Genomic DNA, 14182 nt, shown 5'->3' with positions numbered 1-14182 from the left:
TAACATACTGCTACACTATTCAGCTGTTTCGTATAAGTGACCGTTAGATCGATTATTTCAACCAAGTTTAATCAGTATAATCTCCCCCAGCAAACGTTAAAACTATTTTTTTGTTCCACAATCGTTAAAACTTCACTATCCGGTGTATATACACCCCTTCGAATTGTAAGGTAGTGTATATCTGGGGATTTTTTTAATAGACTAGTGCATAATTCCTTAGATAATACCTTGAACCTATAAAAATTAACGATTAAGTCGACTTTTTAATTAGATTTACTTGGTAACTTCCAAATCGAATCTATATTAGCAAAATCTGAGCATGTTAAAAGTCCAAAAATAAACAAAGCCCGTCAAACTTTGGTTTGACGGGCTTTGCTTATTGACACGCTGGACATTTGCCGTAGATTTCGAACTTATGACTATCAATTTGATAGGCAGGTAATTTCTCCTCAAGCATATCCATTGGACATAAATGAATTTCTTTAATTTTCCCACAATCCATACAGATAAAGTGATGATGGTGGTGATCCGCCTCACACTGCATTCTAAAATGGCGTTCTCCAGATAACTCTGTTTCTTCTAATATCCCTATTTCAACAAACGTACTTAAGTTTCGATAAATCGTATCATAACTCATTCCAGGATAGTCTTTTTTCATCACATCAAGTAAATCCCGAGCTGTTAAATAACGTTCATTATCCTCAAATAAATCTAAAATTTGTTGCCTCTTATCCGTTTTTTTATATCCTTTTTCTTTTAAAAGGTCCCATGCCTTCGAAATATTCATGCAAGACGTCCCCTTTCAGTCTTTGTTACGACTGCTAACCAGATCTTTTTCCCCAATAATACAAGAAGTAAGATGATGATGGAAGTGACAACAATTGTCCCGCCTGGTGCAATATTCAAATAAAATGCACACACAAGACCAATTATCACTGCAGCTTCTCCAAAAATTACTGCATAAAAAATCGCTTGTTTAAAGCCCTTCGCTAAACGCATACTTGCTGCTACTGGCAAGGTCATTAATGAAGATACCAAAAGAATACCTACAATTCGCATACTTGCAGCAATCACAAGAGCTGTCACTATCATAAACAAAAGGTGAACCCATTTTGAAGGCAGTCCAGATGCTTTTGCGTATTCTTCGTCAAATGACATGAGGAATAGTTCTTTGTAAAACAGTACTAAAAAGATAACAACAATACATGCAATCGCAAGGACAATCCATAAATCCTGTCTACTTACTGCTGACACAGAACCAAATAAGTAGCCAAATAAGTCTGAGCTAAAGCCATTTGCCAATGAAATAAATATGGCACTAAATCCAATTCCCGCAGACATAATGATTGGAATTGCTAACTCTTCATAATGTTTGTACAAACGTCGTAAACGTTCGATTAAAACAGAGCCAGTAACAGCTGCTACAATACCTAGGTATAAAGGATTTAACAGTGCAAACACTGCTGTAGTTTGACTCAAGTACAAACTCCCTGCAATCCCTGCTAGCGTAACATGACTTAATGCATCAGCAATGAGAGAAAGTCTTCTAACGACAATAAATACCCCTAGTAGCGGAGCAATCAGACCAATGATAATACCAGAGGCAAAAGCATTCTGTAGAAATTCATAGTTTAATAACGCTTCAATCATTGCGTTCCCTCACTTTTCATATGGTGAATTTTACGAACGGAATGACCATACCATGCTTGACGATCTTCATCACTTAATTGATTAAATTCATTTTTAAAGCCATGGAAATGGATTGTTTGATTTAAACATGCGACATGACTTATTTTACTGGATACAGTATCAACATCATGCGTTACGAGAATCAACGTAAGATGCTGGTCACGATTTAACTCAGCAAGCATATTATAAAACGATTGTACGTGCTGATGATCAATACCGACAGTAGGTTCATCTAATATTAAACACTTCGGTTCAGCTACAAGTGCACGTGCAATAAATACTCGTTGTTGTTGACCACCTGATAGCTCTCCAATTGACTGATTAATAAAATCAATCATTCCTACTGAATTCAATGCCTTTTCAACACGCTCTAGTGAATCTTTTGGATAATTTTTGAATAATCCTGTTTTTTTCACTAGACCGCTTTGAACTACTTCATACACAGTTGCTGGAAAACCCGTATTAAACGCATTTGATTTTTGCGAGACATAGCCTAGCCATTCTCTTTTTTTGAAATCTCGACTTTTTTCACCAAATAACTTAATGGTTCCTGAAGTCGGTTTTAATAATCCCAATATTATTTTTAGTAACGTTGACTTTCCTGAACCGTTAGGACCTAATACGGCTAAAAAGTCCCCTTGTTTTACTTGTAGCGAAATATTTTTTAGGACAATATTTTGGTCGTATTGGAATGACACATCGTTAAGTTCAATATCATATGGCGCTTTCATCAAGCTCGCCTCTTTCTAATTCATAATCATTACGATTTACAATTAGTTAGTATAACGGAGATATTGTCAGAAGTAAACTCTATAATCTTGAAAGGATGAAGTTTTGGATATTTGGGAACTAGTTCAAGCGACGAAAGAAAAATCTGATGAAGAAATTGCGAAAATGACAAGTTCACTTCCCGTTCAATTATCACCTCAGGAAGTTAAATTAGTTCGACCAATCTTTGATAAGGCTTCCATTCAGTGGCTATTGTTTGGACCTCCAGCACATATTCAAAAACAAATTGCCGAGGTACTAGGAAAAAACCGCACCAAAAAGCTTTTTGCTTATTTTAATCTATAAAAAAAGACTCAAACAGGTAACTGCTTGAGTCTCTTAAAGTTTATGAACGTAATTTGTCAATGCTTTCTGGCATAAATGTTTGTGCTTTAAACATTTCAATTTCATAAAAATAAGGTGGTTTTTTATTTTTTGCATCTAACCCTACATATGGTGTTTCTAAGATTTTAGGAACATTTACTAGTTGTGGATGATGCACGATTTGATTAAGTGTTTGAAAACCAATCTCACCAAAACCAATATTTTCATGGCGATCTTTACCGGCACCACGAATATTTTTGCTGTCATTAATATGAAGCACTTTTAAACGGTCGACGCCAATCAATTGATCAAATTGATTAAGAACATTGTCAAATTCATCGACGATATTATAACCTGCATCATGAATATGGCATGTATCTAAACAAACAGAAAGTCGTTCATTATGAGTAACACCATTGATGATTTGTGCAAGTTCTTCAAATGAGCGACCGCATTCAGTCCCTTTACCCGCCATTGTTTCCAAAGCGATTTGAACCGGAAAGTCTTGCGATAACACTTCATTTAAACCTTCAATTATTTTTTCAATGCCTTTATCCGCGCCAGCACCAACATGAGCACCAGGGTGTAAAACAATTTGCTTTGCCCCTAATGCTGCAGTTCGTTCAATTTCTTTTTGTAAGAATTCGACTCCGAGTGCAAATGTTTCAGGTTTGAGAGAATTACCGATGTTAATGATATATGGAGCATGAACCACAATATTCGACATTCCATGCGTACTCATATGCGCATGTCCTGCTTCAATGTTCAACTCTTCAATCGGTTTACGGCGTGTATTTTGTGGTGCTCCTGTATAAATCATAAAAGTAGTCGCTCCATAAGAAGCAGCTTCCTCACTCGCAGCAAGCAACATGTTCTTCCCACTCATCGAAACATGTGAACCTAATAACATATCGAAAAATCCCCTTACTTTTTACGGTTTTTAATACGACGTTCTCTCTTTTTAACTTTGTCCATTTCCCAGCGCATATTACGTTTATAGCCAGGTTTTACTTTTTTAGGTTTACGAACTAATGATTTTGCTTTTTGATCAATTTCACTAATTTCAGTCTTTTTACGATTTTTACGTTCGTGGCGTTCTTTTAGTTCTGACCACTCACCATCTTTAATATCTACATGAACGAATGGAATTCCCATTTTTTCAATACGAATAATCGCGTCTTCATCTGTTGGTTCATATAATGTTATAGATGTACCTTTTAATCCAGCACGAGCAGTACGTCCAACACGGTGAATAAAGAATTCCAAGTCTTCAGGAAGCTCAAAGTTAATTACGTGACTTACTCCTTGGATATCGATACCACGTGCAGCAAGATCTGTTGCTACAATATATTGATACTCAAGTTCACGAACTTGTCTCATCATACGAGTACGTTCACGTGGTGCTAAATCTCCATGAATACGTCCTACGCGATAACCTGCTTCAGCTAAATAATTAGCTACGTCATCTGCATTCTTACGAGTGTTTGTAAAAATAATGGCTAAGTAAGGATTTATTCCTTCCATAACTTCTACTAACCGTTTCTTTTTAGACTTACTACGAACCGGTACTAGATTAAACTCAATACCTTCAGCTGCAGGACGCTTGTCTCCGATATGAATATGAGCCGGAGCCTCCATATACTTTTTCAAGAATGGTTGTAAGCGTTCTGGAATCGTCGCAGAAAAGACGTACATTTCCAAAGTTGCTGGCATTTTTCCTGCAAATGTATCAATATCCTCAATAAAGCCTAAGTCAAAAGCAAGGTCAGCTTCATCTACTACTAATATCGGTGCAGTATGAACAAGTAAAGCATTTTCTTTAACTAAGTCACGAATACGTCCAGGAGTACCCACTACGATATGTGGTTGTGTTTTTAGTTTATCAATCGAACGTTGTTTATCAGTTCCACCAATAAACAATTTTGATTGAATTTCTGTACCTTCAGTTAACTTACTTAGTTCTTCGAAAATCTGAGAAGCAAGTTCACGAGTTGGAGACGTAATAATAGCTTGTAATTCTGTTTTGTTTGATTGAATTCGCTCTACAATCGGAATTAAAAAACTATGTGTTTTCCCTGTACCCGTATGTGCTTGGCCAATCGCACTTTTACCTTTTAAAATCAAAGGAATAATTTCTTTTTGAATGGGTGTTGGTTCTGTAAAACCTAATTTACTAATGGCATCTTGTAAAAAAGGCTGGAAATCATAATCAGTATATTTGGACATTTTTGCCCCTCCTTACGTACATTCATTGTAGCATGTTCTTTCGTCTGTTTTAAAGACCATCAGTTTATCATAGTTGTATTATGGCCATTGAGTCAATTAACTATTTATTTCGAAAGGAGGATTTTATGCGTTATCAATCTTTTTATCCATTTTCTCAACAACAATCCCCACCTATTCCACAGCAATTTCAACCACCACGTAATAGCTTTTTAAGAGGACTTTCTCAATCATTCAGTGCAGGAAATATGAGTGGTCCACAAATGCCCAATGGCTTCCCCGGAGGTGGACCTTCTCAATCTCCCTTTGGAATGGGGAATGCAGGAACTCCTCAAGTGAACCGTATGGAACAATATTTACAAACTGCTGATCAATTTCTATCAACAGCACAAAGATTGACACCTATGGTTCAGCAAGTAGCACCTATGGTCCAAAACATTCCAGCACTTTGGAAAATTTATCGTGGCTTTCAAAGCATGCCAGACGCAACTTCTACTGCAAGTGCAGTAAGTCGTAGCGCAGGTGCTGCGGCAACTTCAGTTACTCGAACAACTGGCTCTTCAATTCCAAGGATTTTTCAACCACCTCTTTGATTTTTTGAATTAAGCACTTCTCTCCGTTATAATAGAGATTAACAACTTTTGAGAGGAGTGCTACATATGCAAGTACTCAAAATTACCCCACGTGGCTATTGTTACGGCGTAGTGGATGCAATGGTAATCGCTCGTAATGCAGCGATGGACACATCCCTACCACGTCCGATATATATATTAGGTATGATTGTGCATAACAAACACGTAACTGATGCATTTGAAAACGACGGTATTATTACGTTAGATGGCGAAAACAGAAAAGAAATTTTAGATAAAGTGGATGGCGGTACTGTCATCTTTACCGCTCATGGCGTGTCACCTGAAGTTCGTGAGTTAGCCAAACAAAAGGGCTTGGTATCTATTGACGCTACTTGCCCTGACGTAACGGTTACTCATGATTTAATTCGTGAAAAGACTGATGAAGGTTACCAAGTAATCTATATTGGGAAAAAGGGACATCCTGAACCTGAAGGTGCGATTGGCGTAGCTCCAAACGCTGTTCATCTCGTTCAAACGGTCGAAGACGTGGAACAATTGAATATTCAAGCAGAAAAATTAATTGTCACGAACCAAACTACCATGAGTCAATGGGATGTTGTCGAACTGATGAAAAAACTAGAACAAAAGTTTCCTCATATTGAAGTGCATAAAGAAATTTGTCTAGCAACACAAGTTCGTCAAGAAGCGGTAGCAGATCAAGCTGGCGTAGCTCAGTTGTTAATTGTCGTTGGAGATCCAATGAGTAATAACTCAAATCGTCTGACTCAAGTTTCTGAAGAAATTGCAGAGACTCCTTCTTATCGTATTTCGGATTTATCAGAACTCAAATTAGAATGGCTTGAAGGCATTGAAATCATTGCGGTTACTGCTGGCGCTTCGACACCAACACCTATCGTAAAAGAAGTCGTTCAATTCTTAGAAAAGTATGATCCACAAGATCCACAAACGCATCGTCTTGAAAGAAAAGTAACAATCGATAAGATTTTACCTAAAATCAAAAATCCACAACCCGTGATACGAATTGAACCATACTCTTTATCTTAACCAAAAGAGAGGCTATCCATTAAACTGGATAGCCTCTTTTCTATTTAACTCGAAATGGTTCTGTTGAAATACTTGAAGAAATGAATCTACATGAGTACTTTTTCTCTTCACATAAATTATTCATTTTAACTGAAACGCCTGACTTCATAACCGATTCTACATGGTGACCTGGATCGATGACAGACAAACCAAGCAATTGTGCTTCTTGTGCCACATGGAAATATAAATCACCAGTAACCAAGACATCTGCACCTGCTCGTTTAGCCGTTTGAATATATTTATTACCGTCTCCACCTAGTACTGCCACTTTGCGAATGCTTTTCGTAGCATCCCCTACAATACGAACAAACGGCACTTTCAACTGCTCTTTCACCTTTTCGGCAAATTCATCAAGTGACAACGGTTGTTCAAGCAAGCCAATTCTTCCTATGCCTTGATTGTTTGTTTTGGAATCAAGCTCCCATATATCAAAAGCTACTTCCTCATAAGGATGATATTCGTACATCGCTTTTAAAATCTTCGACTTCTTAGATGACTCAAAAACAACTTCTACTTTTTCCTCTTCCACTTGTTCTAAGGTATTTAATTGACCAATGGCAGGATTTGAACCATCTAATGGTTGAAACCGCCCAGTACCAAGTGAAGAAAAACTACAGCTATCATAGTTACCAATTTGACCAGCACCTGCCAGTGCTAATTGATGACGCAAAACTTCTGAATGCGTAGTTGGAACGAATATGGCTAATTTCATTACTGATTCGGCATACGTCTCATCTAAAATGCTAATTTTTTGTAACTCCAGTGCTTCTGCTAATAAATCGTTAACCCCTCCAGGTGCAACATCCAAGTTTGTATGTGCTGCGTAAACTGCAATGTCATGTTTAATACATAACTCGACTATATTTCCTGTTGGTGTATCGGTTCGAAGATTTTTTAATGGGCGATATATAGGGGGATGATGAGCAAGTATTAATTGACAGTTATGGTCAATTGCTTCTTGTACCACTTGCAACGTGACATCAAGTGTTACTAGAACGTTTTGAATTTGTCGATTCAATTGCCCAACCTGTAAGCCAATGGGATCTCCTTCTAGTGCAAAGAATTTTGGCGACCAGGACTCAAATAATTGGATGATTTCATGTCCATTCGCTGTTTTCATGCACTAAACACATCCTTTACGATTTTTAATTTCCCTTCAATTTCTGCTCTTTTCAATTGTACTTCAGGTGACATTTCTGCCACATTTATAGCATCTAATATTCGCATCCACTCTGAAGATTCTTTTTCCCACTTTAAGCGAAATACTTCATTTTGAGTATCCATTATTAATAATGGCCCCATCAAAGCTTCAGTTTCAGATAACTTCATTTTACCTCTTTCAAGAACAAGAATTTCATAAATCTTATCGTCCTCTTGTAATATTTCTTCGGCTACCAGCTTCCAGTCGTTCATGATTGCCCATTCCCGAATGGCTTTGGCATGAATATTGGGTTGCAATATTAATCGATTAACTGTTGCTAATCTATCTAAGTCTTGCTGTAAAATAGTCGCAATTAATGGTCCACCCATTCCTGCAATCGTTACCGTATCAACTAAATCTTCATGGTTAATTGCTTGCAATCCATTTGCAAAACGTACCGTTATCTTATCTTCTAATTGTTCTTCTACAATTTGATTTCGGGCTGATTCATAAGGACCTTTAGCTACTTCACCCGCAATTGCTTTTTCTGCGATTTGGTGGTGAATTAAGTAACAAGGTAAATATGCGTGATCACTTCCAATGTCAGCGACAATGGAACCTGGTTTTACATAAGCTGCTACACGTGTTAATCGTTCTGAGAGACGTTGTGCGTTCAACGAAATCCTCTCCTTTCTTTTATATCAAGATTGTACCATAGAACGGGAAAGACGCAGCAAGTTGAGTTATATCTACTGCTTTCTATAGGTGATTTTCAAGTTCAAAGTTTATTGTTTGATTGTCTCTTCAACTAAAGACAGTTCCCTTTTTATTTTAGTGGGGTTGATTTCCGTTTCAGCCGGACGCTTTCCGCGGGCATGGCCTCAGCCTCCTCGGCGAGCAAGCTCGCCTGCGGGGTCTTCAGCTCATGCTATTCCCGCCGGAGTCGCCGTCTTCCACTCCAATCACCCATAAGCTCATCATGTGCAAAACAGACAACTTTCACTGTTTACATTGTTCAATTGTAGGTACAGATAAAAGACTCATTTATCTCCATTTTTTATATTTAGGACTTTTTTGAAGACCCATTACAAAAATTATAAATATTATATTAAGATTCTTAATTAAAAAATGTAGTAGTATGTCGGTCATTTGCGTTTGCCGCATGTTCCAAGAAGCATTAAATAACGGATAAAAACGGGTGAATAGGAATTAATGAAGTTTGAATGGGAATAAATCAAGGGAATAATTACACTTAATACAATCACAATTACATATTTCGACCTTGTAAGACATACTTGCGGGGGTCTCCACCTCTAAAGTGCTGCTCCTGAAATTACTCGTAGCAAAATCTGTTTTTAGAATGTTCGTGCTTACATCCGGTTTGATGAATGATGAAATCGACTCTAATAATCTTCCTTAAAAAAACCACTAAAAAACCCTTATCCATGGTTAGGATAAGGGTTAGCAAAACTATTCTAATGTAAGAATGTATTCAGCCATTGCATCTACGTTTGCTTCTTCTACTAAACCAGGAGGCATTGCGCCTTTACCGTTTGTGATAACTTCAGCAATTTCTTCTTTAGAAAGTTTTGTATCCACTAATGATGGGAAGTTTCCTTGACCAGCAAGATCTCCACCATGACATGAAATACATTTTCCTTGAGCGACAGCTTCAGGATCAAATCCTTCTGCACTTTCGCCACCTTCAGTTTCTTCAGTAGCGCCTTCTTCATGTCCTTCAGCAATTTCTTTCTTTTTATCAACGCCTTGAATTGATAGGAAGAAAATAAGTGCGATACCAAATGCTGCAATTAAAATAAATGGTACGATTGGATTTTTTTGCATCATGTAACCTCCTTCTTTTCGTTCATTCTTTTTCTATAATAGAATCAGTCAACACTGTTATTGTACTGCATTCTACTTCAAACGAAAAGTCCTAACATGGAAGTTTTCATTAGATTGTCAGAAATTCGACAAATTAATGAATATTAAACACCAATTTGACGAGCAATAACCATTCGTTGAATTTCGGATGTACCTTCACCAATTTCGAGTAATTTCGCATCACGCATATAGCGTTCTACTTCATACTCTTTCATATAGCCATATCCACCATGAATTTGAACAGCTTGATCGGCAACTTGCATTGCAATCTCTGACGCGTACAACTTACACATAGAGGCTTCTTTTGTAAAAGGTCGACCCTGATCTTTTAACCAAGCCGCTTTATGAACCATTGTACGTGCTAATTCGATTTTCATCGCCATATCAGCTAATTTGAATTGAGTAATTTGGAAATGTGATAATGGTTTACCAAATTGCTGACGCTCTTTAGAGTAGCGTAATGCTTTATCAAAGGCCGCTTGTGCAATCCCGACTGCCATAGCCCCAATACCAATTCGTCCACCATCAAGAGTGATTAAGAACTGTTGGAAGCCTTCTCCACGTTTCCCTAATAAGTTCGATTTTGGAACTCTTACATTCTCTAATACTAGTTCAGTAGTATTTGATGCATTTAAGCCCATTTTTTCATAATTATCAATAACAGTAAATCCTTCAGCATCAGTAGGTACGATGATAGCACTTATTTCTTTCTTGCCATCTTTCATCCCTGTTATTGCCGTAATTGCTAAATGCTTCGCATAACTTGCATTCGTAATATATACTTTGCTTCCGTTAATAATAAAATCATCGCCATCTTCAACTGCTCGAGTTTGTGTACCACCCGCATCAGAACCTGCATTTGGTTCAGTTAAACCAAACGCTCCGAAAGACTCTCCCGAACAAATCGGTGCTAAATATTTTTGCTTTTGTTCTTCTGTACCAAACAAATTAAGTGGAGCCCCACCTAATGATATATGTGCTGAATAGGTAATTCCTGTAGATGCACAAGCACGACTTAATTCTTCCGTTACAATTGCAAAACTAATCGTATCAGAGCCTGCTCCGCCATACTCTTCTGAAAACGGTACGCCCATCATCCCCATGTCGGCTAACTGTTTAAAGATTTCTTTTGGGAAAGCTTTCGTGCGGTCACGTTCTATCGCGCCTGGTGCTACAACTTTATCCGCAAACTCCTTCATTGTCTTGCGAATCATCTGATGTTCTTGCGATAAATCAAAATTCACTACATTCAACCCCTTTAATTTATAAAACGCTTTCAATTTTCATTATAAAGGTAATATTCTAACATTCACAACTATTTTGTTAGTATTAAGACTAGCAAGATTGAAAAATCTTTTTAATTTGATAAAAATACTCTTTAATAATACTTTAATGTCCAATGACTCTTAATCCATAATTTAAGGGCTCCGAACTGCAAACTTATATTTTTATTTCAAAAAAAGACATTCACAGAAGTGAATGTCTTTTGGAATTTCTATTCTAAAAAGTCTTTTAATCGTTTGCTTCGTGATGGATGACGCAATTTGCGTAAAGCTTTCGCTTCAATTTGACGAATTCGTTCACGAGTTACGCCAAATACTTTTCCAACCTCTTCTAAAGTACGTGTACGGCCATCATCAAGACCGAAACGCAAGCGTAGCACATTTTCTTCACGATCAGTTAACGTGTCTAAAACGTCTTCTAATTGCTCTTTTAAAAGTTCGTACGCTGCATGATCAGATGGAGATTGAGCATCAGAGTCTTCAATAAAGTCACCTAAATGTGAATCATCTTCTTCACCAATCGGTGTTTCAAGTGAAACAGGCTCTTGTGCAATCTTTAAGATTTCACGTACTTTTTCAGCTAGCAACTCCATTTCTTCTCCAATTTCTTCAGGAGAAGGCTCACGACCTAAATCTTGCAATAACTGACGTTGAACACGAATCAGTTTATTAATGGTTTCAACCATATGAACAGGAATACGAATTGTACGTGCTTGGTCAGCAATCGCACGAGTTATTGCTTGACGAATCCACCAAGTAGCATATGTGCTAAATTTAAATCCTTTTCGGAAATCAAATTTCTCAACAGCTTTAATTAGACCCATATTACCTTCTTGAATTAGATCCAAGAATAACATTCCACGTCCAACATAACGTTTTGCAATACTTACAACAAGTCGTAAGTTTGCTTCAGCTAAACGTTTTTTCGCTTCTTCATCGCCTACTTCAATACGTTGAGCAAGTGCGATTTCTTCATCTGCAGAAAGTAAGTCAACACGACCAATTTCTTTTAAGTACATACGCACAGGATCATTAATTTTAACCCCTGGTGGTACGCTTAAATCGTTTAAGTCGAACGTTTCTTCTTCTTGCCCTTTTTTCATTAGCTTCTCTAAGTCTTCTTCATCGCCATCTTTTCTACCAAGTTCAACACCTTGTGCTTCTAGTTGCTCAATAAACTCTTCGATTTGATCTGATTCCAATACAAAGACAGCTAATTTTTCAGCTATGTCAGCAAATGTTAACTCACCCGCTTTTTTGCCCATTTCGAGTAGAGATTTTTTTGCTTCTTCTAATCTGACCTCAGTTTCAGCCTCTTTTGAACGTTCAGACTTGTCCGCCATAAGTCTTCCTCCTTTAAAAACCAATCATTTACATCGTTGATAACGATTTCTTTAAATCGATTATTTGTTTTGCTAGCGCTAGTGCACTCGTCATATCTTGCATCTTTTCTGCCTCTTTTGACTCATGCATTTTCAATTGAATTTGAAGCTCGATTCGGTGTTTATTTATTTGTCGTAAGCAGTCAGAGACTTCTTCACGTGCATGTTCTGGGTCTCGTTCTGTTAACGTTGCTTCCATTACCAACTTACGTAATTCTGTGTCCTCTAAAATTTCTAGAAAACGATGTACATCTGCTTGCGGATAAGTGTCGTAGAAACCAATGAGACGAACAAATATCGCTTCATATGAATCATGAATAAAAACATGAAGTCCATGCTCTTGATGCAAACTATCGACAATATCTACTTGGTGTAACATATGAGCGAGCAACAATTTTTCAGCCCGATCAATTGCTTGGACAAGCTTACGACTTACAGGCAAGTTTTGGGCAATTGGTGGAGCTTGTTGTCTCTTGTTTTGCTTTATAGTTTTACCTTCTATTTTTCTGAATTGTTGATAAATCGCCTCTTCAGAAATATTGGTTTCTTTTGCTAGCTGTCTAATATATAAATCTCGTTCAACTGGTGAAGAGTTCCCTACAAAATGTTCGAGAACTTCTTGCACGTATTGTAACGTGTCGTTTTCAAATTGAAAATTCTTATTGCGTCTCGCTGCCATCATCATAAATGCTAAGTACGCATGTGGACGTTCAATGATTTGTTTCTCAAAGGCATCTGCCCCGTTTGTTTGAATAAAATCATCAGGATCCATCTGATCAGGTAACAACGCAATTTCAGTTTTAATTTTATCTTGCACTAAAAGCTGTGCCGCTCGTTTTGCAGCTTCAAAACCAGCAGAATCACCATCATAACAAATAGTGACTGAATCAGTTAACCGTTTCAACTTATTAATCTGTTCTTTTGTCAAAGCAGTACCCATTGTTGCTACAGTATTCATGATACCCGCTTTTGCCGCTGCTATAACATCCATAAAACCTTCCATGACAATCACTTTATGTTTTTTCCTAATAATAGGACGAGAAACATCTAGATTATACAAAACTTTACTTTTTTGGAAGATTGGAGATTCAGGACTATTCATGTATTTAGCATCTTGTGATTCTGTAGTTAAAACTCGTCCAGAAAATGCAATGACATGGCCCGCTTCATCTCGAACTGGAAACATGATTCGTTCTCTAAATCGGTCAAAGTATTCATTTCTATTTTCTTTTTGAATAACAAGCCCACTTTGAGCCATTTCAGCTAAACTAAATCCTTTACGTTCCAGTAATGTTGTTAAGGCATCCCAGTTTGGAAGAGACCACCCAATTCTATATTGTTCAATAAGCTCACGAGAAAATCCTCTTTCTTCTAAATATTGAAGAGCTTTTTCTCCTTCTTCGGTATTTAGTAGCAAGTGGTGATAATAATTCATCGCAAAAGTGTGTGCTTCTTTCATATGCGTTTCTTCTTTAGAAATCGTAGTGGGTTCACCTGTTTGAGGTTCGATATCAATTTCTATGCCCACACGGGAACCCAATTTGCCTAAAGCTTCTTGGAAAGACAAGTTATCTATATCCATCACAAAAGTAATGGAATTCCCTCCAGCACCACAACCAAAACAATGAAAAATCTGTTTGTCTTGAGAAACTGAAAACGAAGGTGATTGTTCATTATGAAATGGGCAAAGACCAAACCAGTTTCGTCCACGTTTCGTCAACTGAACATATTCACTAATGACATCAACTACGTCATTACTTGTGCGAATCTGTTCGATTGTTTCTTCCGGAATTCGTTGCACGTTGTCATCAC

Annotated in this window: 14 protein-coding genes; 3 read left to right on the top strand and 11 right to left on the bottom strand. The window is 37.3% G+C overall.

Annotated elements, in window-relative coordinates; translation table 11 throughout:
• Positions 1 to 376: 376 nt before the first annotated feature.
• Genes WBG45_RS08610 through WBG45_RS08600 form a run of 3 tightly spaced genes read right to left on the bottom strand, consistent with a single transcriptional unit; the run spans position 377 to position 2420 of the window.
• Entirely contained in the window at positions 377 to 787 is a 411-nt protein-coding gene (locus tag WBG45_RS08610; RefSeq protein WP_424413740.1) for a Fur family transcriptional regulator, read from the bottom strand.
• Entirely contained in the window at positions 784 to 1650 is an 867-nt protein-coding gene (locus WBG45_RS08605) for a metal ABC transporter permease (RefSeq protein ID WP_024534494.1), read from the bottom strand. Before WBG45_RS08605 ends, WBG45_RS08610 begins: the two co-directional genes overlap by 4 nt.
• On the bottom strand, positions 1647 to 2420 hold the full coding sequence (locus WBG45_RS08600; protein ID WP_424413737.1) for a metal ABC transporter ATP-binding protein: 774 nt from the start codon (positions 2418 to 2420) through the stop codon (positions 1647 to 1649). Before WBG45_RS08600 ends, WBG45_RS08605 begins: the two co-directional genes overlap by 4 nt.
• Before the next feature lie 103 nt (positions 2421 to 2523).
• On the opposite strand from WBG45_RS08600, the gene WBG45_RS08595 reads away from it, so the two are divergent.
• Positions 2524 to 2763 (top strand): hypothetical protein, encoded by a 240-nt coding sequence (locus WBG45_RS08595; protein ID WP_424413735.1) that lies wholly within the window; start codon positions 2524 to 2526, stop codon positions 2761 to 2763.
• A 40-nt stretch (positions 2764 to 2803) separates the two neighbouring features.
• Here WBG45_RS08595 and WBG45_RS08590 read toward each other — a convergent pair whose 3' ends face one another.
• Positions 2804 to 3691 carry a deoxyribonuclease IV gene (locus WBG45_RS08590; RefSeq protein ID WP_424413733.1) on the bottom strand — a complete coding sequence of 296 codons (888 nt, stop codon included), beginning with the start codon at positions 3689 to 3691 and terminating at the stop codon, positions 2804 to 2806.
• 14 nt (positions 3692 to 3705) lie between these two features.
• A complete protein-coding gene (locus WBG45_RS08585) occupies positions 3706 to 5007 on the bottom strand; it encodes a DEAD/DEAH box helicase (protein ID WP_424413731.1) in 1302 nt (433 codons plus the stop codon).
• A gap of 125 nt (positions 5008 to 5132) precedes the next feature.
• Here WBG45_RS08585 and vrrA point away from each other — a divergent pair, with 125 nt between their 5' ends.
• Both vrrA and WBG45_RS08575 read left to right on the top strand, forming a co-directional pair.
• Positions 5133 to 5597 carry a VrrA/YqfQ family protein gene (gene vrrA, locus WBG45_RS08580; protein WP_424413729.1) on the top strand — a complete coding sequence of 155 codons (465 nt, stop codon included), beginning with the start codon at positions 5133 to 5135 and terminating at the stop codon, positions 5595 to 5597.
• A gap of 66 nt (positions 5598 to 5663) precedes the next feature.
• Positions 5664 to 6641: a 4-hydroxy-3-methylbut-2-enyl diphosphate reductase gene (locus WBG45_RS08575; RefSeq protein WP_424413728.1), complete on the top strand. Its 978-nt coding sequence runs from the start codon at positions 5664 to 5666 to the stop codon at positions 6639 to 6641.
• A 40-nt stretch (positions 6642 to 6681) separates the two neighbouring features.
• Here WBG45_RS08575 and WBG45_RS08570 read toward each other — a convergent pair whose 3' ends face one another.
• The 6 genes from WBG45_RS08570 to dnaG all read right to left on the bottom strand — a co-directional run bounded on the left by WBG45_RS08570 (position 6682) and on the right by dnaG (position 14171).
• Positions 6682 to 7800, bottom strand: coding sequence for a Nif3-like dinuclear metal center hexameric protein (locus tag WBG45_RS08570; protein WP_424413726.1), 1119 nt, complete (start codon positions 7798 to 7800; stop codon positions 6682 to 6684).
• On the bottom strand, positions 7797 to 8498 hold the full coding sequence (locus WBG45_RS08565; RefSeq protein WP_424413724.1) for a tRNA (adenine(22)-N(1))-methyltransferase: 702 nt from the start codon (positions 8496 to 8498) through the stop codon (positions 7797 to 7799). Before WBG45_RS08565 ends, WBG45_RS08570 begins: the two co-directional genes overlap by 4 nt.
• Before the next feature lie 793 nt (positions 8499 to 9291).
• On the bottom strand, positions 9292 to 9666 hold the full coding sequence (cccA, locus tag WBG45_RS08560) for a cytochrome c550 (protein ID WP_424413722.1): 375 nt from the start codon (positions 9664 to 9666) through the stop codon (positions 9292 to 9294).
• A 143-nt stretch (positions 9667 to 9809) separates the two neighbouring features.
• Positions 9810 to 10949, bottom strand: coding sequence for an acyl-CoA dehydrogenase family protein (locus WBG45_RS08555; RefSeq protein WP_424413720.1), 1140 nt, complete (start codon positions 10947 to 10949; stop codon positions 9810 to 9812).
• Between the two features lie 251 nt (positions 10950 to 11200).
• Positions 11201 to 12331 (bottom strand): RNA polymerase sigma factor RpoD, encoded by a 1131-nt coding sequence (gene rpoD, locus WBG45_RS08550; protein WP_424413718.1) that lies wholly within the window; start codon positions 12329 to 12331, stop codon positions 11201 to 11203.
• A 28-nt stretch (positions 12332 to 12359) separates the two neighbouring features.
• Positions 12360 to 14171 (bottom strand): DNA primase, encoded by a 1812-nt coding sequence (dnaG, locus tag WBG45_RS08545; RefSeq protein ID WP_424413860.1) that lies wholly within the window; start codon positions 14169 to 14171, stop codon positions 12360 to 12362.
• Between the last annotated feature and the right edge of the window lie 11 nt (positions 14172 to 14182).

It is taken from the genome of Paenisporosarcina sp. (assembly GCF_049671445.1).
GTDB lineage: Bacteria > Bacillota > Bacilli > Bacillales_A > Planococcaceae > Paenisporosarcina.
The sequence above is the reverse complement of the archived record's forward strand: the minus strand, read 5'-3'. Positions and strand labels throughout refer to the sequence as shown.